This is a genomic window from Achromobacter veterisilvae (assembly GCF_037619525.1).
Classification (GTDB): Bacteria; Pseudomonadota; Gammaproteobacteria; order Burkholderiales; family Burkholderiaceae_B; genus Achromobacter; species Achromobacter veterisilvae.
Genome location: NZ_CP148753.1, coordinates 3,779,526 through 3,801,332 on the forward strand (window position 1 = coordinate 3,779,526; position 21,807 = coordinate 3,801,332).

Sequence of the window (21,807 nt, forward strand, 5' to 3'; positions counted from 1 at the left end):
GCGCCCGTCACGCGCTCCTGTTGCACGCGTCCGTCGCACGCGTCTGTTACACGCGTCCGTTACACGCGTCCGTTACACGCGTCCGAATACAATATCGCCCATGGAAAAAGTACGTATCTCCAAGCTCATGTCCGAGCGCGGACTGTGTTCGCGCCGCGAGGCCGACACCTATATCGAACGCGGCTGGGTCCGGGTGGATGGCGTCGTGGTGTCCGAATTGGGCGCCCGGGCCTTTCCCGACCAGGCCATTACCCTGGAACGCGCCGCGCAGGCCCGCCAGACCTCGCGCGTCACCATCCTGATCAACAAGCCGGTGGGCTACGTGTCGGGCCAGGCCGAGAAAGGCTATACGCCCGCCGTCGCCCTGATCGACGCCCGGTCGCGCTACGCGGGCGACCGGGAACCGCGGCGTTTCGAGCGCGGGCACCTGGACGGGCTGGCGGTGGCCGGCCGGCTGGACATCGATTCGCAGGGCCTGCTGGTGCTGACGCAGGACGGCCGCGTCGCCAAGCATCTCATCGGCGAGGATTCCAGCGTGGACAAGGAGTACCTGGTGCGGGTGCAGGGCAGCCTGTCCGAGAGCGGGCTGGGCCTGCTGAACCACGGCCTGTCGCTGGACGGCAAGGCGCTCCGGCCGGCGCAGGTGCGCTGGCAGAACAGCGACCAGTTGCGCTTCGTGCTGCGCGAGGGCAAGAAGCGCCAGATCCGCCGCATGTGCGAACTGGTCGGCCTGAAAGTGGTGGGCCTGAAGCGGGTGCGCATCGGGCGCGTGTCCCTGGGCGACCTGCCGCTGGGGCAATGGCGCTATCTGCGCGAAGACGAGCGTTTCTGAAAAACCGCCGGGCGCCCGATTGATCGTCCCTGCCGACATCTGTTGTCGGCGTGCGCCAGATTTTTCAATCTGTTTCCGATTCGGGCCTATGTCATAAAAGCGGGAGTATCCTTCGCCTGCCCGCTGCTGCCCAGGCGCTCCATCAGGAATTCGATGAAAATCCGGGTCTTGGCGGGCAGAAGCCGCGTCTCCGTGACCGCGTAGACCGGGAAAGGACCGAGCTGCCAGTCCGGCAGCACCCGCTGCAACTGGCCCGATTGCTGTTCGGCCAGTTGGCCGCCCACGAGCACCGCGATGCCCGCGCCCAGCATGGCCAGGCGCCGGGCCATGGCGACGCCGTTGACGGAAAAGCGGTTCCCTGGCGTGAATTCGATGTGCTGGCTGCCGTTGGTCAACGGCCAGCGGGTCACGCGTCCCGCGCCTTCCGCGCGGAACTCTATGCATTCGTGCCGGGTCAGGTCGCTGGGGTGCTTCGGTTCGCCGTGCTTCGCCAGGTAATCGCGCGAGGCGTACATATGGGCGGGCAGCATGCCCAGCAGCCTTGCAATCTGTGTCGAGTCGGGCAGTTCGCCGATTTCGATGGAAATATCGCAGGTCTGGAACACGCGCGACGCGTGGTCCGGATTGGCCAGATCCAGGAAAAACGTGACGTCGGGGTAGCGGCGGGAAAACTCCATGAACGATTCAGCCAGGAAATCCGTGCCGAAGTCCGCGGGCATGTTCACCCGCAGCGGCCCGGCGGGCGTGTCCACCAGCTTCTGTAGTTCTTCGTGGGCGATCTGCGCCTCGGCCACGATGTGCTGGCAGCGTTCGAAGTACAGGCGGCCCGCGTCCGTCAATTCGACCTTGCGCGTGGTGCGGCTGAGCAGCCGCAGGCCGATCGACCGCTCCAGTTCGGCCACCTGGCGGGACAGGGTCGACTTCGGGACGCCGAGCGCCGCCGCGGCGCGGCTGAAGCTGCGCGTTTTCGCGACTTCGACGAAAAGTTCCATGCCTTGCAAGCGTTTCATGACGGAATTCTGTCATATCAAAGGTTTGGAAATTGTCCCATAAATGGAATGATGTTTTCTCGGCGTGCCTCTTTGTTTCTGGGGCGGGATAACTCAGAATGCGAGTTCTGCAATGCAGCAATGCCACGACGCCCAGCCTGCGTGTTCAAGGCAAATCCACCCCGGCCGATCCACACGGACCGCATACGCGCCACGGTCCGGGGAGTTTTTTTTCGCGCACCCCGCGCAACGGGTGCGGCATGGGTACTTTTTTGGAAATCGGGAATGCAATCTATGAATAAGAAAAGCGCTATGTGGCGCGGCGCGGCGGTTGCCACGCTGACGGCATCGGCACTCACACTGGCCGCCTGCGGCAAGAAGCAAGAGGCGCCCCAGGCAGGCAAACCGCAGGTAACGGTGGTGACGCTGGCCGCGCAACCGGTTTCCCTGACCACCGAATTGCCGGGCCGCACCTCGCCCTTCCGCGTGGCCGAAGTGCGTCCCCAGGTCAACGGCATCGTCCAGAAGCGGCTCTTCACCGAAGGCGGCGAGGTCAAGGCGGGGCAGCAGCTCTACCAGATCGACCCCGCGCTCTACCAGGCCAGCTTCGACAGCCAGAAGGCCGCCCTGGCGCGCGCGCAGGCCCAGCAGAAAACGGCCGCGCTGCTGGCCGAGCGCTACAAGCCGCTCGTGGCCACCCGCGCCGTCAGCCAGCAGACCTACGACAACGCCGTCGCCTCGCGCGACCAGGCCGCAGCCGACGTGCTGTCGGCCAAGGCCGCGCTCGACACGGCGCGTATCAACCTGGTCTATACCAAGGTGCTCTCGCCCATCGACGGCATCATCGGCCGTTCCTCGGTGACCGAGGGCGCGCTGGTCACGGCCAACCAGACCTCGGCGCTGGCCTCGGTGCAGCAGATCGACCCGATCTACGTCGACGTCACCCAGTCCAGCGTCCAGTTGCTGCGCCTGCAGAACGCGCTGGCCAGCGGCCAGTTGAAGAAGGCCGACGGCGAACAGGCCGCGCTCGTGACGCTGACGCTGGAAGACGGCTCGCAATACGCGCAGCAGGGCAAGCTCCAGTTCTCGGAAGTCACGGTCGACCAGGGCACGGGCTCGGTCACCCTGCGCGCGGTGTTCCCCAACCCGGAGCGCCGCCTGCTGCCGGGCATGTTCGTGCGCGCCCGCCTGGCCGACGGCGTGGCCGCCGACGGCCTGCTGGTGCCGCAGCGCGGCGTGACGCGCAACCAGCGCGGCATGCCGACGGCGCTGGTGGTCAACGCCAAGAACCAGGTCGAATTGCGCGAACTGAAGGCCGACCGCGCCGTCGGCGACAAGTGGCTGGTCACCGACGGCCTGTCCGCGGGCGACAAGGTCATCGTGGAAGGCGTGCAGATGGTGCGCCCCGGGGTTGAAGTGATCGCCACCGAAGCCAAGGCCAACGCGCCGCAAGCGCCGCAACCGCAAGCGGCCGCGGCGGCGAAGCAGCAGTAGTCAGGGAGCCACGCATGGCAAAGTTTTTCATCGATAGGCCGGTTTTCGCCTGGGTGATCGCAATCGTGCTGATGATGGCCGGTGCGCTGTCCATCCTGAAGCTGCCGGTCTCCCAATATCCCAACATCGCGCCGCCGGCCATCGGCATCGCGGTGACCTACCCGGGCGCGTCCGCGCAGACCGTGCAGGACACCGTGGTGCAGGTGATCGAGCAGCAGATGAACGGGCTGGACGGCCTGCAATACATCTCGTCGGAAAGCAACTCCGACGGCAGCATGTCCATCACCCTGACCTTCAAGCAGGGCACCAATCCCGACACCGCGCAGGTGCAGGTGCAGAACAAGCTGTCGCTGGCGCAGCCGCTCCTGCCGCAGGAAGTCCAGCAGCAGGGCATCCGGGTCACCAAGGCCACCAAGAACTTCCTGATCGTGGCGGGCTTCGTGTCCACCGACGGCACGATGACCAAGGACGACCTGGCCGACTACGTCGCGTCCTACGTCCAGGATCCCATCAGCCGCACGCAGGGCGTGGGCGACTTCCAGTTGTTCGGCTCGCAGTACGCGATGCGCATCTGGCTGGACCCGGCCAAGCTCGTCAACTACGGCCTGACCACGGTCGACGTGGTGGCGGCGATCAAAGAGCAGAACGTGCAGGTGTCGTCCGGGCAACTGGGCGGCCTGCCGTCCGTGCGCGGCCAGCAGTTGAACGCTACCATCATCGGGCCGTCGCGCCTGGAAAAGGCGGAAGACTTCGGCCGCATCCTGCTCAAGGTCAACACCGATGGTTCGCAGGTGCGGCTGGCCGACGTGGCGCGCATCGAGCTGGGCGGGCAGACCTACGCCATCGACAGCTTCTACAACGGCAAGCCCGCCTCGGGCCTGGCCATCAAGCTGGCGCCCGGCGCAAACGCCCTGGATACGGCGCAGGCGGTGCGCGACACCATCAACAACCTGAAGCCGTACTTCCCGCAGGGCATGGACGTCGTCTATCCGTACGACACGACGCCGTTCGTCAGCCTGTCGATCCACGAAGTGTTCAAGACGCTGGTGGAGGCCATCGTCCTGGTCTTCCTGGTGATGTACCTGTTCCTGCAGAACTTCCGCGCCACCATCATCCCGACGCTGGCCGTGCCGGTCGTGCTGCTGGGCACCTTTGGCGTGCTGGCGGCGTTCGGCTATTCCATCAACACCCTGACCATGTTCGGCATGGTGCTGGCTATCGGCCTGCTGGTGGACGACGCCATCGTGGTGGTGGAAAACGTGGAGCGGGTGATGGCCGAGGAGGGCCTGACGCCCAAGCAGGCCACGCGCAAGTCCATGTCGCAGATCACGGGCGCGCTGATCGGCATCGCGATGGTGCTGGCCGCCGTGTTCATCCCCATGGCGTTCTTCGGCGGCTCCACGGGCGTGATCTATCGCCAGTTCTCCATCACCATCGTGTCTTCCATGGTGCTGTCGGTGCTCGTGGCCATCGTGTTCACGCCGGCCCTGTGCGCGACCCTGCTCCAGCCCATCCCCAAGGGCCACCACGGGTCGAAGAAGGGCTTCTTCGGCTGGTTCAACCGCATGTTCGACCGCAGCAGCCATGGCTACGCCAACAGCGTCGCGCGCGGCCTGAACCGCACCAAGCGCCTGATGGTGATCTACCTGGCCCTGGTCATCGCTATGGGCTGGATGTTCACCCGCATCCCGACCGCCTTCCTGCCGGACGAGGACCAGGGCATTCTGTTCGCCCAGATCCAGACGCCGGCCGGCGCCACGGCGGAAAGCACCAAGGCCGTCATCGACGACGCCACGCAGTACCTGCTCACCGAAGAGAAGGACGCCGTCACCTCTGTGTTCGCGGTCAACGGCTTCAACTTCGGCGGCCGCGGCCAGAACGCGTCCATCCTGTTCATCAAGCTGCGCGACTGGGAAGAACGCGGCGACGCCCGCCTCAAGGCCGGCGCCGTGGCGGGGCGCGCCAACGCGCACTTCGCCAAGACCGAGCGCCGCGCCCAGTTGTTCGTGGTGCCGCCGCCCTCCGTGATGGAACTGGGCAACGTCACCGGCTTCGACTTCCAGTTGATGGACCGCGCCGGCGTGGGCCACGAGAAGCTGCTCGCCGCGCGCAACCAGTTGCTGGGCGAAGCGGCCCAGAGCCCGATCCTGCGGGGCGTGCGCCCCAACGGCATCGAGGACGCGCCGCAGTACCAGCTCGACATCGACCGCGAAAAGGCGCGCGCGCTGGGCGTGGCGGTGTCGGACATCAACAGCACGCTGGCCACCGCCTGGGGATCGTCGTACGTCAACGATTTCATCGACCGCGGCCGCGTGAAGAAGGTGTTCGCGCAGGGGGAGGCGTCCTCGCGCATGCTGCCCGAAGACCTGAACAAATGGTACGTGCGCAACAACGCGGGCGACATGGTGCCGTTCTCGGCCTTCGCCAAGGCCACCTGGAGCTTCGGTCCGCAAAAGCTGAACCGCTATAACGGCGTGCCGTCCTACAACATCCAGGGCCAGGAGGCGCCGGGCTACAGCTCGGGCGCGGCAATGGCGGAAATGGAACGGCTGGCTTCCAAGCTGCCGGTGGGCGTGGGCTTCGAATGGACGGGCCTGTCGTTCGAAGAACGCCTGTCGGGCGCCCAGGCGCCGGCCCTCTACGCCATTTCGCTGATCGTGGTGTTCCTGTGCCTGGCGGCGCTGTATGAAAGCTGGACCATCCCGTCCGCGGTGATGCTGGTGGTGCCCCTGGGCATCATCGGGGCGCTGCTCGCCACCTTGATGCGCGGCCTGTCCAACGACGTGTACTTCCAGGTGGGCCTGCTCACCACCATCGGGCTGGCGGCCAAGAACGCCATCCTGATCGTGGAATTCGCCAAGGAGCACTACGAGGCGGGCGCCAGCCTGACGGAATCGGCCATCCATGCCGCCCGCCAGCGCCTGCGTCCCATCCTGATGACGTCCCTGGCGTTCATCCTGGGCGTGACGCCGCTCGCGATCTCGTCCGGCGCCGGCTCGGGCAGCCAGAACGCCATCGGCACGGGCGTGATCGGCGGCATGCTGACCGGCACCTTCCTGGCCATCTTCTTCGTCCCGGCCTTCTTCGTGATCATGCTGCGCGTGTTCAAGGTCAAGCGCATGAGCGAAAACGTGGACAAGCACGACACCAGCGCCAACGGCTCGCAGGACGTGTCCGCGGAAGGACAATCGCAATGAAATTCCCGATGAGAACCTTGCTGTCTGTTTCCCTGGCGGCGGCCCTGGCGGGCTGCTCGCTGGCCCCCACCTACGAACGGCCGGACGCGCCGGTCGATGCGGCTTATCCCACGGGTCCGTCCTATAAAGCGGCCCAGTCCGCCGACGCGGGCGGCCTGGCCACGGCCGATATCGGCTGGCGCGATTTCTTCGGCGATCCGCTGCTGCAACAACTGATCGAGCAGTCGCTGGCGAACAACCGCGACCTGCGCGTGGCGGCCCTGAACGTCGAGGCGGCGCGCGCGCAGTACCGCATCCAGCGCGCCGACCTGATGCCCAGCGTGGGCATCGCCGGCCAGGAATCGGCCCAGCGCACGCCGGCCGACCTGTCGGCCAGCGGGCGCGCCACCACCAGCCACACCTACCAGGTCGGCGCCGCCATGTCCGCCTGGGAACTGGACCTGTTCGGCCGCATCCGCAGCCTGAGCGACCAGGCGCTGGAGACCTATCTGGCGCTGGACGAAACGCGCACGGCCACCCAGCTCACGCTGATCGCCGAGGTCGCCAACGCCTACCTGACGATGCGCGCCGACCAGGAACTCCTGGCGCTCACCCGCGACACCCTCAAGAGCCAGGAGGATTCCTTCAAGCTCACGCAGCAAAGCTACGACCAGGGCCTGTCCACGGCGCTGGACCTGAGCCAGGCGGAAGTGTCGCTGCGCACCGCGCAGCGCAACCTGTCGCAGTACACGCGGCAGGCCGCGCAGGACCGCAATGCCCTGGTGCTGCTGGTGGGCCAGCCCTTGCCGCCCGAGATGACGGCGGCGCTGGACAGCGCGGTCAAGCTGGACGACGGCATGCTGCCGATCACGCTGCCGGCCGGGCTGCCCTCGGACCTGCTGGCGCGGCGCCCGGACATCCGCGCGGCCGAGCACCAGTTGAAGGGCGCCAACGCCAATATCGGCGCGGCGCGCGCCGCCTTCTTCCCGACCATCAGCCTGACCGGCTCGGCCGGCACCGCCAGCGCCAGCCTGGGCGGCCTGTTCGAAGGCGGCTCGGGCGCCTGGAGCTTCGTGCCCCAGATCACCGTGCCGATCTTCGCCGGCGGCTCGCTGCTGGCCGGCCTGGACCTGGCGAAGGTGCAGAAGAACATCCAGGTGGCGCAATACGAGAAATCCATCCAGACCGGCTTCCGCGAGGTGGCGGACGCCCTGGCCGGGCGCGGCACGCTGGACGAGCAGATCCAGGCGCAGCAGCTCCTGGTGGCGGCCAACCAGCGCGCTTACGACGCGTCGGAGCAGCGCTTCCGCCAGGGAATCGACGACTACCTGAGCGTGCTGGATTCGCAGCGTTCGCTCTATAGCGCGCAGCAGGCCCTGGTGGATACCCGCCTGGCCCGCCTGGCCAACCTGGTTACCCTGTACAAGGTGCTGGGCGGCGGCTGGACCGAACGCACCGCGACCGCCCAGGCCGGGTCTTGATAGGCGCCGCGCACCCCGCGCGGCGCCTGGAATGAAAACGGGCCGATCTTCCGATCGGCCCGTTTTCATTGCCTATGCAGCAAGGCGTCAGGCGCGCTTCTTGGCGATCAGGCCCACCACGAACAGCACGACGATCGCGCCGACGACCGAACCGATCCAGCCCGCGGGCTCGCCCGGCGCGTACCAGCCCAGGGACTGGCCCAGGAAGCCGGCGACGACCGAACCGATGATACCCAGGATGGTGGTCATGATGATCCCCATGTTCTGGTCTCCGGGCATGATGGCGCGGGCGATCAGGCCCACGATGAACCCGACGATGATCATGATGATGATGCTCATGCGCGTACTCCTTGACTAGAGTAAAAGGGGGCAGTGTGCACAGATGATACCCAAGCCGCGCCCGCGCCGGCTGTAACAACTGGTATGCGAAGGGCGCCGGCTCAGGAGGTCAGGTCGATAAGCTGGCGCACGTCCTTGGTCAGCGCCTCGATGCTGTCCGTATCCGAGGCCAGCAGGCGCGCCTTGCCGTCCTTGTCGAAAATGTACACGCCGCGGCTGTGCGTGACCTCGTACATGTCCGCGTCGTCGCCGGGGCGGGGCTTCTCGATCTGGTAGGCCACGCGGTAGCGCCGCGCCAGGTCGGCGATCTGCTTTTCGTCGCCCGTCACGCCGATGGCGTTGTTGTTGAAGGCGTTGACGTAGGCCTGCAGGATATCGGGCGTGTCGCGGTGCGGGTCCACGCTGACGAACAGGATGCGCACGTCGCGGGCCTTGTCGCCCAGGTTCTGCAGCACGGCCGTCAACTGCGCCATGGTGGTGGGGCAGATGTCCGGGCAACTGGCGTAGCCGAAGAACAGCAGCACGGTCTTGCCCTTCAGGTCGTCGCTGCTGACCGTCTTGCCGCCCGCCCCGGGCAGCGAGAATTTGAGGTCGGGCAGGTGCCCCTTCACGTTGTAGAGCGTCCAATCGACGTTCCTGTCGCCGCAGGCGGCAAGGAACACGCACAGGGCCAACAGCAGGCCGCGCCAGGCGCGGCCGGAAATGAGGTGTCGCATGAGTCCAGGGGCGGGTAAAGGGGTAAACCTTTCGATTCTACCCGCAAGCCGGGGACGTGGCCTCGGAGCGGCCGCCGGCGCGCGCGGCGATGTGGCGGCGGCTTGTCCTGGCGCAAGCGCGGCGCGGAAAGCGCGACGGCCCGCGCGAGGCGGGCCGTCGGAGAACGCGGGGGCGCCGGGCGATCAGGCGGGCGTCATGCCGCTGTGGCGCAGCAGGGCGTCGATGCGCGGGGCGCGGCCGCGGAAAGCGGCGAAGGAGTCGGCCGCCGGGCGCGAACCGCCCACCGCCAGCACTTCGCGCCGGAAACGGGCGCCCGTCGCCGGGTCCAGCGTGCCCAGCGCATTGCCGGCCTGCAGGGCGGCGGCTTCCTCGAAGGCCTCGTAGGCGTCGGCCGACAGCACTTCCGCCCACTTGTAGCTGTAGTAGCCCGCGCCGTAGCCGCCCGCGAACAGGTGCGAGAAGGCGTGCGGCAGGCGGTGCCAGGCCGGCGGGAACAGCACGGCCACTTCCTTGCGCACTTCCTGCAGCAGGTCCAGCACTTCGCCGATGGAAGCGCCCTTGGCGCGGTCGTGCATCAGCATGTCGAACAGCGCGAACTCGATCTGGCGCACCGTCTGCATGCCGCTCTGGTAGTTGCGCGCGGCGAGCAGGCGGTCGTAGAGCGCGCGCGGCAGCGGTTCGCCCGTATCGACGTGGGCCGACAGCTTCTGCACCACCGCCCACTCCCAGCAGAAGTTCTCCATGAACTGCGAGGGCAGTTCGATGGCGTCCCATTCCACGCTGGCGAAGGCCGCCGCGCCCGGCTCGTCCACCTCGGACAGCAGGGCGTGCAGGGCATGGCCGGTTTCATGGAACAGCGTGATCACGTCGTCGTGGGTCAGGACGGCGGCGCGGTCGCCGTTGGGCCGCGAGAAATTGCAGGTGAGATAGGCGATGGGCGTCTGCACCTGGCCGCCCACGACGCGGCGCGTGCGTTCGCTGTCGACCCAGGCGCCGCTTTGCTTGCCGGAGCGGGCGTACAGGTCCAGGTAGAGGTGGCCGATGAGCTTGCCGTCGGGGCTTTCCACGCGCACGCCGCGCACGTCGCCGTGCCAGGACGAGACCGGCGTTTCCGCCAGGCGCACGTCGAACAGGGTTTCGATCACTTCGAACAGCCCGGCCAGCACGCGCGGCTCGGTGAAGTACTGCTTCACCTCATCCTCGGAATAGGCGTAGCGGGATTCGCGCAGGCGCTCCGAGGCATAGGGCACGTCCCAGGGCTGCAGCTCGTCCAGCCCGAGTTCGGCGGCGGCGTAGGCCTTCAGTTCGGCCAGGTCGCGCTGGGCGAACGGCTTGGCGCGCGCCGCCAGGTCGCGCAGGAAAACGGTGACTTCGCGGGCGTCGCGGGCCATGCGGGTCTGCAGGCGCAGCGCCGCGAAAGTACCCAGGCCCAGCAGGCCGGATTCTTCGGCGCGCAGCGCCAGCAGTTCTTCGATCAGGGGGGAATTGTCGAACTGGGCGTCGCCCTGTTCGGAGGCCACCGTGCCGTAGCCGCGGTACAGCGCCTCGCGCAGCGCGCGGTCCTGGGCGTACTGCATGACGGGCAGGTAGCAGGGCATCTTCAGCGTGAGCTTCCAGCCCGGCTTGCCGTCTTCCTCGGCGGCGGCGCGGGCGGCGGCCCGCACGTCGGCGGGAATGCCGGCCAGGCGGGATTCGTCCTCGATCGTCAGCGACCAGGCGTCGATGGAATCCAGCACGTTTTCGGAGAATTTCTGCGAAGCCTGGGCCTCGCGGTCGGAAATGGCGGCGTAGCGTTCGCGGTCGGCGCCTTGCAGCTCGACGCCGCTGAGCCGGAAATCGCGCAGGGCCATTTCCACGATGCGCCGGCGCACCGGCGGCCAGGAGGCGAAATCGGGGGCGGCGGCCAGGCGCTGGTACTGCTTGTACAGGCCTTCGTGCAGGCCGACCCAGGTGGAGAATTCGGTCACCAGGGGCAGGGCGGCGTTGTACGCCTCGCGCAGCTCCGGCGTATTGACCACGGCGTTCAGGTGGCCCGCCACCGACCAGGCGCGCCACAGGCGTTCCGAGGCGGTATCCAGCGGCTCCACCACGGCTTCCCAGGTGGGCGCGAGCGCGGGGGCGGCGGCAAGATCGACGGCCTGGCGGGCGACGCCCAGCAGCTCCTCGACGGCGGGGACGATATGCCCGGGCTTGACGGCCGCGTAATCGACCAGATCGGAAACAGGAGCAAGCAGGGGGTTTTGGGACATGGCGGTAGCGGCGTGAATGAGGGCGGGCGATGGATAAAGATCAGGTAGGGACGAAATACCCGAATGCAAGGTGCGCCGGCGAAGGCGGTGGAGCAGGCAATGGAGCAGGTGTCTGACACCCCTACGGGATGACCGTCAGGCTGCCAGGATCGTTTCCGGGTGTCAGACACCCACGGAGAGGCAGGCTCGACGCAAGTGTCTGACACCCCTACGGGATGACCGTCAGGCTGCCAGGATCGTTCCCGGGTGTCAGACACCCACGGAGAGGCAGGCTCGATACAAGTGTCTGACACCCCTACGGGATGACCGCCAGGCTGCCAGGATCGTTCCCGGGTGTCAGACACCCACGGAGAGGCAGGCTCGATACAAGTGTCTGACACCCCTACGAGATGACCGTCAGGCTGCCAGGATCGTTCCCGGGTGTCAGACACCCACGGAGAGGCAGGCTCGATACAAGTGTCTGACACCCCTACGAGATGACCGTCAGGCTGCCAGGACCGTTCCCGGGTGTCAGACACCCACGGGATACCCAGACAAAGCGACGATCATCTCCTCGGGTGTCAGACACAAACGGACCTCTCTCCCTAGGGCGTCAGACACAGAGAGACAATCTCAGGAAGCCGCCGCCCGTTCGGCCGCTTCGACGGTATTGACCAGCAGCATGGCGATGGTCATGGGGCCCACGCCGCCCGGAACGGGCGTGATGGCGCCGGCCACTTCCTTGGCAGAGGCGAAGTCCACGTCGCCGCACAGCTTGCCGTCCGCGCCGCGGTTGATGCCCACGTCGATGACGACGGCGCCGGGCTTGATCATCGAGCCGTCGATCATGCCGGGCTTGCCGGTGGCGACCACCAGCACGTCGGCGCGGCGGGTCTGCGCGCCCAGGTCGCGCGTCTTGGAATTGCACAGGGTGATGGTGGCGCCCGCCTGCAGCAGCAGCATCGCCATGGGCTTGCCGACGATATTGCTGGCGCCCACGATCACGGCCTCGGCGCCGCGCAGCGCCACGCCTTCGGATTCCAGCATCTTCATCACGCCGTAGGGCGTGCAGGGGCGGAACAGCGGCTGGCCGGTCATGAGCAGGCCGGCGTTGCTGATGTGGAAGCCGTCCACGTCCTTCTCGGCCGCGATGGCCTCGATGACCTTGTGGGAGTCCATGTGCTTGGGCAGGGGCAATTGCACCAGGATGCCGTGGATGGACGGATCCCGGTTCAGCTCGCCGATGCGGGCCAGCAATTCGGCCTCGGTCATGTCGGCGGGGTATTGCTCTTTCACGGAGTGCAGGCCGGCCTTTTCGCAGGCGGCGACCTTGTTGCGCACGTAAACCTGGGAGGCGGGGTCTTCGCCCACCAGCACCACGGCCAGGCCGGGGCGGGTTCCCTTGGCGGCCAGGGCGGAAACGCGCTGGGCCACTTCTTCGCGGATGCGCTGCGACAGGGCGGCGCCGTCAATAATCCTTGCGGTCATGCGTAAACCTCCGCGCTGCGCGCTTCGGTATTCGCCTTGGGGGCGGCCCGGCGGCTCATGCATGCGCCTCCGGTTTGGCCAAGGCGACCTTCATCAAGTCGGCTACGGTAGTCACTTCCAATTTCTCCATGATGTTGGCGCGGTGCGCCTCGACGGTCTTGATGCTGATGCCCAGGTCGTCGGCGATCTGCTTGTTCAAGCGGCCGGCGACGATGCGCTCCAGCACCTGCTGCTCGCGCGCGGTCAGGCGCGCCAGCATGGCTTCGTGGTCCTTCTGGGCCTGGTGCTTGCTGACGCGCTGCGTCGCCTGCTCCAGCATGCGCGCCACGATTTCCCGCAGGTCCGATTCATTGAACGGCTTTTCCAGGAAGTCGACCGCGCCCTTTTTCATCGTCGATACGGCCATCGGCACGTCGCCGTGGCCGGTGATGAACACGATGGGCAGCGGGGCATTGCGGGCGATCAACTGTTCCTGCAGTTCCAGGCCGCTCATGCCGGGCATGCGCACGTCGGCGATCAGGACGCCGACCTGGCTGGCGTCGTAGTCTTCCAGGAAGGATTCGCCGCTGGCATAGGCGCGGACGCGATAGCCATTGGCCTCCAATAGCCAGCGCAGCGAATCGCGTACCGCTTCGTCGTCGTCAACAATGAATACCGTGGTCGACAGGTGGGGCGTGTTCATGCGTGCAACTCCTCGGACTGATCGTTCTGGGCCTGCGTCTGGGTCGCAGCGCAGGGCAGGGTAAAGCGGAAGATAGTACCGCCGGCGGGGTTGGGGTCTGCCCACAGGCGGCCGTGATGCGATTCAATAATGGTACGGCAGATATTCAGTCCCATGCCCAGGCCCTGGGTCTTGGTGCTGAAGAAAGGTTCGAACAGGCGCTCGGGCTCGGCCAGGCCGTGGCCGCGGTCGACCACCGCCACTTCGATGTGCTGTTCGTGCAGGATCACGGCGACCTTGAGTTCGTCGGATTCGCTTTTTTCCATGGCCTCCAGCCCGTTTTTCAGCAGGTTCAGCAGCACCTGCTCGATCAGGATGGGGTCGGCCAGCACGTCCGGCGCGTTCGACGGCACGAACCTGTCGATGCGGATGCGGCGCTTGCGCGCGTCGATGTCGGCGAAGCCGATGGCATTGTCGACAATGCGGCCGATGGCCACGCGCTGGCGGCGGGGCTCGCTGCGCTTCACGAATTCACGGATGCGGCTGATGATCTTGCCGGCGCGCTCGGCCTGGGAGGCGGCCTTTTCCAGGGCGGGCAGCAGCATGTTGGGGCTGGTGTGGCCGGCCTTGACCAGCGCCACCGCGCCCATGCTGTAGTTGGCGATGGCGGTCAGCGGCTGGTTCAGTTCGTGCGCCAGCGACGAGGCCATTTCGCCCATGGTGGTCAGGCGGCTGGTGAGCTGGATTTTTTCCTGCTGCACGCGGGACGCTTCTTCGTGGACGCGGCGCTCGGTGATGTCGCGCGCCACCTGCATGCGCACGCGGCGGCCGTCGGTCCAGGCCAGCATGCGGTGGTGCACTTCGAACCAGCGCTGCACGGAGGGCGCGAAGACCTCGACGGATTCGTCGGTGAAGCGGCCGCGGCGGCCGGCCAGGAGTTCGTCGTGGCCGCCGGTCTGTGCGCCGAAGACGCGCCGGTAAGTGCGGTTGGCGAACAGCAGTTCCAGGCCGTCGTGGGTGTCGGCCGTGACCGAAATGGCGTCGTCCAGGCCTTCCAGCACCGTCATGAAGCGCTCGTGCGCGGCGGTCAGGGCCTCGCGGATGCGCTTGGGTTCGGTGATGTCGGTCATGGAGGTCATCCAGCCGATCTGGTTGCCGTTGGGATCCAGCAGGGGCGACACGTACATGCGCGCCGTAAAGCGGGAACCGTCGCGGCGCTGCGCCTCGACCTCCAGCCCGCTGCTGGGCGTCTTGCCCGACATCAGCACGTCCAGGGTGTGCTGGTGCTGTTCGTGGCGGCCCGGCACCCAATAGGGGAAGGGGGGGCTGCGGCCGATCAGGTCGGCCTCGTTCCAGCCGATCATGCGGCAGAACGCGGGGTTCACGTAGGCGATGCGGCCTTCCATGTCCAGCACGCGCATGCCGGTGGACATGGAATTCTCCATGGCGCGGCGAAAACCGGTCTCGGCGATCAGGGCGGCTTCGGCGGACGAGCGGAAGCGCGTGTACCGCCACAGCATCAGCAGGCTGATGACGATCACGCAGGACAGGGCCAGCACCACCCATATCAGGCGCTGCTGGCGCATTTCCTGGTCGATCGTGACAAACATGACGCTGTCGTCATGGATGCGCTGCAACCAGAAGAACACCGCCATCACACAGATATAGAGGATCAGCACCATCGCGGGCGTGACCCAGTACACCCCCCGCCGGCGGGTGCGGGCGTGATCGTGGAACGGCGTAGGAATATTGGACTTGGGCGCGCTGGACATGGAATTCGGGCCGGATAGACCGCGCATTTTAGTGCGTGTTGGCGGTGAATTGCCGGGAATCAACGCCTCCATTTGGAGGACATACTAAAAAGGATGAGGCGAAGTCGTTCAGCTTGGGGTCAATTTTCCGCATTATGAAATGCCGTACCGCAACATGAAATTTTCCTTGCGACCGGTTACTCTTCTTTCTTAGAATGCCGGCTGATAGGGAACCGACCCAAGCAGGTCTCTAGAACACCCCGACCCATGCATTGCATGGTAGCCCGGATGATCCCGGCTACCATGCAATGTCCGCGAGTAGACAAATAAGCGGGTGTGGTCACGAACGAACCCCAACAGGAGACACACGATGTCCTCTTTCGCCCAGGCTGGCGCCGTGCAGGCTGCCAACGACGAAGACACCCTTGAAACCCAGGAGTGGCTCGAAGCCCTGGCGGCAGTCCTTGATCGCGAAGGACCGCAGCGCGCCCACTATCTGCTCGAACGCCTGATCGACGAAGCCCGTCGTTCCGGCGCTCACATCCCATTTTCGCCCAACACCGCGTACGTCAACACGATTCCCCCCGGCCTGGAGCCGGCGCATCCGGGCAACCTGGAACTGGAAGCCCGCATCCGTTCGTACGTGCGCTGGAACGCCATGGCCATGGTGGTCAAGGCCAACAAGCACAACCCGCCGGACGGCGGCGACCTGGGCGGCCACATCGCGTCGTTCGCGTCGCTGGCCACCATGATCGGCTGCGGCCAGAACCACTTCTGGCATGCGGAAGACGAAAGCCACGGCGGCGACCTGGTCTATTTCCAGGGCCACACCTCGCCCGGCATGTACGGCCGCGCCTACCTCGAAGGCCGCCTGACCGAAGACCAGTTGAACCACTTCCGCCAGGAAGTGGACGGCAAGGGCCTGTCCTCGTACCCGCACCCGAAGCTGATGCCGGACTTCTGGCAGTTCCCGACGGTGTCGATGGGCCTGGGCCCGCTGATGGCGATCTACCAGGCGCGCTTCCTGAAATACCTGCACGCGCGCGGCATCGCCGACACGAGCAAGCGCAAGGTCTGGGTATTCTGCGGCGACGGCGAGATGGACGAGCCCGAATCGCTGGGCGCCATCGCGCTGGCTGCGCGCGAAAAGCTGGACAACCTGATTTTCGTGATCAACTGCAACCTGCAGCGCCTGGACGGTCCGGTGCGCGGCAACGGCAAGATCATCCAGGAACTGGAAGGCGACTTCCGCGGTTCGGGCTGGAACGTGATCAAGCTGATCTGGGGCGGCTACTGGGATCCGCTGCTGGCGCACGACAAGGAAGGCATCCTGCGCCAGATCATGGAAGAGACCGTGGACGGCGAGTACCAGGCGTACAAGGCCAACGACGGCAAGTTCGTGCGCGAGCATTTCTTCGGCAAGCATCCGAAGCTGCTGGAAGCGGTGTCGCGCATGAGCGACGAGGACATCTGGCGCCTGAACCGCGGCGGCCATGACCCGCACAAGGTGTTCGCCGCGTTCGACTCGGCCGCCAAGCACGAAGGCCAGCCCACCGTGATCCTGGCCAAGACGATCAAGGGCTACGGCATGGGCCACGTCGGCCAGGCCAAGAACCCGACCCACCAGCAGAAGAAGCTGGAGCTGGATTCCATCCGCGAATTCCGCGACCGCTTCGCGATCCCCATCCCGGACGACCAACTGGCCGATCTGCCGTACTTCAAGCCGGCCGACGACTCGCCCGAAATGAAGTACCTGCACGAGCGCCGCGCCGCGCTGGGCGGCTACCTGCCGCACCGCCGCCAGAAGGCCGACGAGCACCTCAAGGCCCCGGCGCTGGACGCCTTCAAGGCCGTGCTGGAGCCCACCGCGGAAGGCCGCGAGATCTCCACCACCCAGGCTTTCGTGCGCATCCTGAACCAGGTCCTGCGCGACAAGGAACTGGGTCCGCGCGTCGTGCCGATCCTGGCCGACGAATCGCGCACCTTCGGCATGGAAGGCCTGTTCCGCCAGATCGGCATCTACGCGCCGGAAGGCCAGAAGTACACCCCGGTCGACAAGGACCAGGTCATGTACTACAAGGAATCGGCCGACGGCCAGCTCCTGCAGGAAGGCATCAACGAAGCGGGCGCGATGAGCTCCTGGATTGCGGCGGCCACGTCGTACTCCTCGAACAACCGCATCATGATCCCGTTCTTCATCTATTACTCGATGTTCGGGTTCCAGCGCATCGGCGACCTGGCCTGGGCGGCCGGCGACATGCAGGCGCGCGGCTTCCTCCTGGGCGGCACCGCCGGGCGCACCACGCTCAACGGCGAAGGCCTGCAGCACGAGGACGGCCACAGCCACATCCTGGCGTCCACGATCCCGAACTGCGTCTCGTACGACCCGACGTTCGGCCACGAACTGGCCGTGATCGTCCAGCATGGCTTGAAGCGCATGGTGGAAGACCAGGAAAACGTCTATTACTACCTGACGGTGATGAACGAAAACTACCCGCAGCCCGGCCTGACCGCGGGCGACGAGGAAGGCATCATCAAGGGGATGTACAAGCTGCAGTCGCGCGGCAAGGGCAAGAATCGCGTCCAACTGATGGGTTCGGGCACGATCCTGCGCGAAGTCATGGCCGCGCAAGAGCTGCTGGAAGCCGATTGGGGCGTGGCCTCGGACCTGTGGAGCGTCACCAGCTTCACCGAACTGCGCCGCAACGGCCTGGATGCCGAACGCCACAACATGCTGCACCCCGAAGAAAAGAAGCCGCAGGTGGCTTACGTCACGGAGCAACTGGCCAAGACGGAAGGTCCGATCATCGCGTCGACCGACTACATGAAACTCTTTGCCGACCAGATCCGTCCGTTCGTGCCCAAGGGCCGCGAATACAAGGTGCTGGGCACCGATGGTTTCGGCCGCTCGGATTTCCGCTCGAAGCTGCGCGAGCACTTCGAAGTGGACCGCCACTTCGTCGTGGTCGCCGCGCTGCGCGCGCTGGCCGACGAAGGCAAGGTGCCGGTGGCCAAGGTGGCCGAAGCCATCAAGAAGTACGGCATCAATCCGAACAAAGCCAACCCGCAATACGCCTGAGGGTAAAGAGACATGAGCAACATCGTGCAAATCAAGGTTCCCGACATCGGCGACTTCAAGGAAGTGGAAGTCATCGAGGTGCTGGTGGCGGTGGGCGACACGATCAAGGCCGAACAAAGCCTGATCACCGTCGAATCCGACAAGGCCTCGATGGAAATCCCCGCCTCGCAGGGCGGGGTGGTGAAGTCCATCAACGTGAAGGTGGGCGACAAGGTCGCCGAAGGCACGGTCGTGCTGGAAGTGGAAGCGGGCGAGGCCCAGGTGTCAGACACCCAAGCCAAGACAGCGCCCCAAGCTGCCGGCAGCCAGGTGTCTGACACCCAAAAGAATGCCTCGGCCGCCCCGGTGTCTGACACCCCCAAGAACGCGCCGGCGCCCGCCACCAGCACCGGCCCCATCGAGATCCAGGTCCCCGACATCGGCGACTTCAAGGAAGTCGAAGTCATCGAAGTCATGGTCAACGTCGGCGACACCATCAAGGCCGAACAAAGCCTGATCACCGTCGAGTCCGACAAGGCCTCGATGGAAATCCCCGCTTCGCAGGGTGGGGTGGTCAAGGAAGTGAAGGTCAAGGTGGGCGACAAGGTCGCCAAGGGCTCGGTCGTGGTCGTGGTGGAGGGCGCCGCGCCCGCCGCCGCCGGCGCCGCTGCCGCCCCGGCCGCCAAGGCCGAGGCCGCTCCCGCGCCCGCGGCCAGGACCGAAGCCGCGCCGGCGCCAGCCGCGCCCGCGCAGCGCCCGGCGCCGACCGCCGCGCTCGAAGACGCCGGCCTCAAGCCCGGCCAACTGCCGCATGCCTCGCCGTCGGTGCGCAAGTTCGCGCGCGAACTGGGCGTGAACCTCAGCAAGGTCAAGGGCTCGGGTCCCAAGGACCGCATCACCGCCGACGACGTGCGCGGTTTCGTCAAGCAGGCGCTGGCCGCCGGCACGACGGCCGCCGCCGCGGGCGGTTCGGCCGATGGCGCCGCGCTGGGCCTCTTGCCCTGGCCGAAGATCGACTTCACCAAGTTCGGCCCGATCGAAGCCAAGCCGCTGTCGCGCATCAAGAAGATCTCCGGCGCGAACCTGCACCGCAACTGGGTCATGATCCCGCACGTCACCAACAACGACGAAGCGGACATCACCGACCTGGAAGCGCTGCGCGTCACGCTGAACAAGGAAAACGAGAAGTCCGGCATCAAGGTCACGATGCTGGCCTTCCTGATCAAGGCCGTGGTCGCGGCCCTGAAGAAGTTCCCCGAGTTCAACGCTTCGCTGGACGGCGACAACCTGGTGCTCAAGCAGTACTACCACATCGGCTTCGCCGCCGACACGCCCAACGGGCTGGTGGTGCCGGTGATCCGCGACGCCGACAAGAAGGGCATCCTGCAGATCGCGCAGGAAATGACCGAACTGTCCAAGAAGGCGCGCGACGGCAAGATCTCGCCCGCCGAAATGCAGGGCGGCTGCTTCTCGATCTCGTCCTTGGGCGGCATCGGCGGCACCTCGTTCACGCCCATCATCAACGCGCCTGAAGTGGCCATCCTGGGAGTGTCGCGCTCCTCGCACAAGCCCGTATGGGACGGCAAGCAGTTCGTGCCGCGCCTGATCGTGCCGCTGTCGCTGTCCTATGACCACCGCGTCATCGACGGCGCGTCCGCTGCCCGCTTCAACGCCTATCTGGGCGCCTTGCTGGCCGACTTCCGCCGCATCGCGCTGTAAACGGGGAGCCCCATGAGCAATACCGTTCAAATCAAAGTGCCCGACATCGGCGACTTCAAGGAAGTGGAAGTCATCGAGGTTCTGGTGGCGGTGGGCGACACGATCAAGGCCGAGCAAAGCCTGATCACCGTCGAGTCCGACAAGGCCTCGATGGAAATCCCCGCGTCGCAGGGCGGCGTGGTGAAGTCCATCAACGTGAAGGTGGGCGACAAGGTCGCCGAAGGCACGGTCGTGCTGGAAGTGGAAGCAGGCGAGTCTGCCCAGGTGTCAGACACCCAAGCGAAGACAGCGCCCCAAGCTGCCGGCAGCCAGGTGTCTGACACCCAAAAGAAAGCCTCGGCCGCCCCGGTGTCCGACACCCAGAAGAAAACCGAAGCCCCCCCCGCCTCGACCTTCAAAGGCTCCGCCGACGCCGAATACGACGTGCTGGTCCTGGGCGCCGGCCCCGGCGGCTATTCCGCCGCCTTCCGCGCCGCCGACCTGGGCCTGTCCGTGGTCCTGGTCGAACGCTACGACACCCTGGGCGGGGTCTGCCTGAACGTGGGCTGCATCCCGTCCAAGGCCCTGCTGCACAACGCCGCCATCATCGACGAGGCCCGCGAGCTGGCCGCCCACGGCATCAGCTTCGGCGAGCCCAAGATCGACCTGGACAAGCTGCGCGGCTACAAGGACAGCGTGGTCGCCAAGCTGACCGGCGGCCTGGCCGGCATGGCCAAGGCGCGCAAGGTCACCGTGGTGCACGGCGTGGGCGAATTCGCCGACCCCAACCACCTGACGGTCAAGTCGGCCGACGGCAAGAGCCAGACGCTGCGCTTCAAACAGGCCATCATCGCCGCCGGCAGCCAGTCGGTGAAGCTGCCGTTCCTGCCCCAGGACGACCGCATCGTCGACTCCACCGGCGCCTTGCTGCTGCGCGAGATCCCCAAGAAGATGCTCATCATCGGCGGCGGCATCATCGGCCTGGAAATGGGCACGGTGTATTCCACGCTGGGCGCGCGCCTGGACGTCGTGGAAATGCTGGACGGCCTGATGCAGGGCGCCGACCGCGACCTGGTCAAGGTCTGGCAGAAGAAGAACACCGGCCGCTTCGACAACATCATGTTGAAGACCAAGACGGTGGGCGCCGAAGCCAGGAAGGACGGCATCTACGTCACCTTCGAAGGCGAGGGCGCTCCCAAGGAACCGCAGCGCTACGACCTGGTGCTCCAGGCCGTGGGCCGCAGCCCCAACGGCAAGAAGATCGGCGCCGACCGCGCCGGCATCGCCGTGACCGACCGCGGCTTCATCGAGGTCGACCGCCAGATGCGCACCAACGTGCCGCACATCTACGCCATCGGCGACATCGTCGGCCAGCCCATGCTGGCGCACAAGGCGGTGCATGAAGGCCACGTGGCGGCCGAGGCCGCCGCCGGCCAGAAGTCCTTCTTCGACGCGCGCGTCATCCCGTCGGTGGCCTACACCGATCCGGAAGTGGCGTGGGTCGGCCTGACCGAAGACGAAGCCAAGAAGCAGGGCATCAAGGTCGAGAAGGGTGTGTTCCCCTGGGCCGCCTCCGGCCGCGCCATTGCCAATGGCCGCGACGAAGGCTTCACCAAGCTGATCTTCGACGCGGAAACGCATCGCATCCTGGGCGGCGGCATCGTGGGCACCCACGCGGGCGACCTGATCAGCGAATTGTGCCTGGCCGTGGAAATGGGCGCGGACGTCGTCGACATCGCCAAGACCATCCACCCGCACCCGACCCTGGGTGAATCGGTGGGCATGGCCGCGGAAGTCGCCGAGGGCGTCTGCACCGACCTGCCGCCGATGAAGAAGAAGTAAACGCCGGGCGGCCCGCCGCCCGACGCAAAGCAAAAGCGCCGGCCCTGTTCAGG

Annotated in this window: 14 protein-coding genes; 7 read left to right on the forward strand and 7 right to left on the reverse strand. The window is 66.3% G+C overall.

Annotated features, from left to right (window positions below; all coding sequences use genetic code 11):
• The first annotated feature begins 100 nt into the window (after nt 1-100).
• Entirely contained in the window at nt 101-832 is a 732-nt protein-coding gene (locus tag WHX56_RS17605) for a pseudouridine synthase (protein ID WP_129245494.1), read from the forward strand.
• An 86-nt stretch (nt 833-918) separates the two neighbouring features.
• Here the strand turns inward: WHX56_RS17605 and WHX56_RS17610 are convergent, their stop codons facing one another.
• Nucleotides 919-1,824, reverse strand: coding sequence for a LysR family transcriptional regulator (locus WHX56_RS17610; RefSeq protein WP_129245516.1), 906 nt, complete (start codon nt 1,822-1,824; stop codon nt 919-921).
• 291 nt (nt 1,825-2,115) lie between these two features.
• On the opposite strand from WHX56_RS17610, the gene WHX56_RS17615 reads away from it, so the two are divergent.
• The 3 genes from WHX56_RS17615 to adeC are packed head-to-tail and all read left to right on the forward strand — an operon-like array spanning nt 2,116 to nt 7,972.
• The gene (locus tag WHX56_RS17615; RefSeq protein ID WP_422393663.1) at nt 2,116-3,315 is read left to right on the forward strand and encodes an efflux RND transporter periplasmic adaptor subunit; all 1,200 of its coding nucleotides are present in this window, start codon (nt 2,116-2,118) and stop codon (nt 3,313-3,315) included.
• A 14-nt stretch (nt 3,316-3,329) separates the two neighbouring features.
• The gene (locus tag WHX56_RS17620) at nt 3,330-6,512 is read left to right on the forward strand and encodes an efflux RND transporter permease subunit (RefSeq protein WP_129245496.1); all 3,183 of its coding nucleotides are present in this window, start codon (nt 3,330-3,332) and stop codon (nt 6,510-6,512) included.
• Complete coding sequence (gene adeC, locus WHX56_RS17625; RefSeq protein ID WP_338878521.1) at nt 6,509-7,972, forward strand: AdeC/AdeK/OprM family multidrug efflux complex outer membrane factor; 1,464 nt, start codon at nt 6,509-6,511, stop codon at nt 7,970-7,972. The genes WHX56_RS17620 and adeC overlap by 4 nt, the downstream gene beginning before the upstream one ends.
• 87 nt (nt 7,973-8,059) lie before the next feature.
• On the opposite strand, the gene WHX56_RS17630 is transcribed toward adeC, so the two are convergent.
• The 6 genes from WHX56_RS17630 to WHX56_RS17655 all read right to left on the reverse strand — a co-directional run bounded on the left by WHX56_RS17630 (nt 8,060) and on the right by WHX56_RS17655 (nt 15,177).
• A complete protein-coding gene (locus WHX56_RS17630; RefSeq protein WP_129245500.1) occupies nt 8,060-8,311 on the reverse strand; it encodes a GlsB/YeaQ/YmgE family stress response membrane protein in 252 nt (83 codons plus the stop codon).
• Between the two features lie 101 nt (nt 8,312-8,412).
• Entirely contained in the window at nt 8,413-9,027 is a 615-nt protein-coding gene (locus tag WHX56_RS17635) for an SCO family protein (protein WP_129245502.1), read from the reverse strand.
• A 183-nt stretch (nt 9,028-9,210) separates the two neighbouring features.
• On the reverse strand, nt 9,211-11,277 hold the full coding sequence (locus WHX56_RS17640) for a M3 family metallopeptidase (RefSeq protein WP_338878522.1): 2,067 nt from the start codon (nt 11,275-11,277) through the stop codon (nt 9,211-9,213).
• Between the two features lie 612 nt (nt 11,278-11,889).
• Nucleotides 11,890-12,744, reverse strand: coding sequence for a bifunctional methylenetetrahydrofolate dehydrogenase/methenyltetrahydrofolate cyclohydrolase FolD (gene folD / locus WHX56_RS17645; protein WP_287756377.1), 855 nt, complete (start codon nt 12,742-12,744; stop codon nt 11,890-11,892).
• Between the two features lie 55 nt (nt 12,745-12,799).
• Nucleotides 12,800-13,426: a response regulator transcription factor gene (locus tag WHX56_RS17650; RefSeq protein ID WP_129245508.1), complete on the reverse strand. Its 627-nt coding sequence runs from the start codon at nt 13,424-13,426 to the stop codon at nt 12,800-12,802.
• The gene (locus WHX56_RS17655; RefSeq protein WP_129245510.1) at nt 13,423-15,177 is read right to left on the reverse strand and encodes a PAS domain-containing sensor histidine kinase; all 1,755 of its coding nucleotides are present in this window, start codon (nt 15,175-15,177) and stop codon (nt 13,423-13,425) included. The genes WHX56_RS17650 and WHX56_RS17655 overlap by 4 nt, the downstream gene beginning before the upstream one ends.
• Nucleotides 15,178-15,526: 349 nt before the next feature.
• Between WHX56_RS17655 and aceE the strand changes: the two genes are divergently transcribed.
• From aceE to lpdA, 3 genes are read left to right on the forward strand one after another with little or no spacing between them, the layout of a single operon-like run.
• On the forward strand, nt 15,527-18,235 hold the full coding sequence (gene aceE / locus WHX56_RS17660; RefSeq protein ID WP_129245512.1) for a pyruvate dehydrogenase (acetyl-transferring), homodimeric type: 2,709 nt from the start codon (nt 15,527-15,529) through the stop codon (nt 18,233-18,235).
• Between the two features lie 12 nt (nt 18,236-18,247).
• Nucleotides 18,248-19,933: a dihydrolipoyllysine-residue acetyltransferase gene (gene aceF, locus WHX56_RS17665; RefSeq protein ID WP_338878523.1), complete on the forward strand. Its 1,686-nt coding sequence runs from the start codon at nt 18,248-18,250 to the stop codon at nt 19,931-19,933.
• Between the two features lie 12 nt (nt 19,934-19,945).
• The gene (lpdA, locus tag WHX56_RS17670) at nt 19,946-21,754 is read left to right on the forward strand and encodes a dihydrolipoyl dehydrogenase (RefSeq protein ID WP_338878524.1); all 1,809 of its coding nucleotides are present in this window, start codon (nt 19,946-19,948) and stop codon (nt 21,752-21,754) included.
• Nucleotides 21,755-21,807 lie beyond the last annotated feature (53 nt).

Coding starts and splice junctions, on each gene's coding strand:
- WHX56_RS17605 (WP_129245494.1), top strand. CDS start 101: ATGGAAAAAGTACGTATCTCCAAGCTCATGTCCGAGCGCGGACTGTGT.
- folD (WP_287756377.1), bottom strand. CDS start 12,744: ATGACCGCAAGGATTATTGACGGCGCCGCCCTGTCGCAGCGCATCCGC.
- aceE (WP_129245512.1), top strand. CDS start 15,527: ATGTCCTCTTTCGCCCAGGCTGGCGCCGTGCAGGCTGCCAACGACGAA.
- lpdA (WP_338878524.1), top strand. CDS start 19,946: ATGAGCAATACCGTTCAAATCAAAGTGCCCGACATCGGCGACTTCAAG.
- WHX56_RS17630 (WP_129245500.1), bottom strand. CDS start 8,311: ATGAGCATCATCATCATGATCATCGTCGGGTTCATCGTGGGCCTGATC.
- WHX56_RS17615 (WP_422393663.1), top strand. CDS start 2,116: ATGAATAAGAAAAGCGCTATGTGGCGCGGCGCGGCGGTTGCCACGCTG.
- adeC (WP_338878521.1), top strand. CDS start 6,509: ATGAAATTCCCGATGAGAACCTTGCTGTCTGTTTCCCTGGCGGCGGCC.
- WHX56_RS17640 (WP_338878522.1), bottom strand. CDS start 11,277: ATGTCCCAAAACCCCCTGCTTGCTCCTGTTTCCGATCTGGTCGATTAC.
- WHX56_RS17650 (WP_129245508.1), bottom strand. CDS start 13,426: ATGAACACGCCCCACCTGTCGACCACGGTATTCATTGTTGACGACGAC.
- WHX56_RS17635 (WP_129245502.1), bottom strand. CDS start 9,027: ATGCGACACCTCATTTCCGGCCGCGCCTGGCGCGGCCTGCTGTTGGCC.
- WHX56_RS17620 (WP_129245496.1), top strand. CDS start 3,330: ATGGCAAAGTTTTTCATCGATAGGCCGGTTTTCGCCTGGGTGATCGCA.
- WHX56_RS17610 (WP_129245516.1), bottom strand. CDS start 1,824: ATGGAACTTTTCGTCGAAGTCGCGAAAACGCGCAGCTTCAGCCGCGCC.
- WHX56_RS17655 (WP_129245510.1), bottom strand. CDS start 15,177: ATGTCCAGCGCGCCCAAGTCCAATATTCCTACGCCGTTCCACGATCAC.
- aceF (WP_338878523.1), top strand. CDS start 18,248: ATGAGCAACATCGTGCAAATCAAGGTTCCCGACATCGGCGACTTCAAG.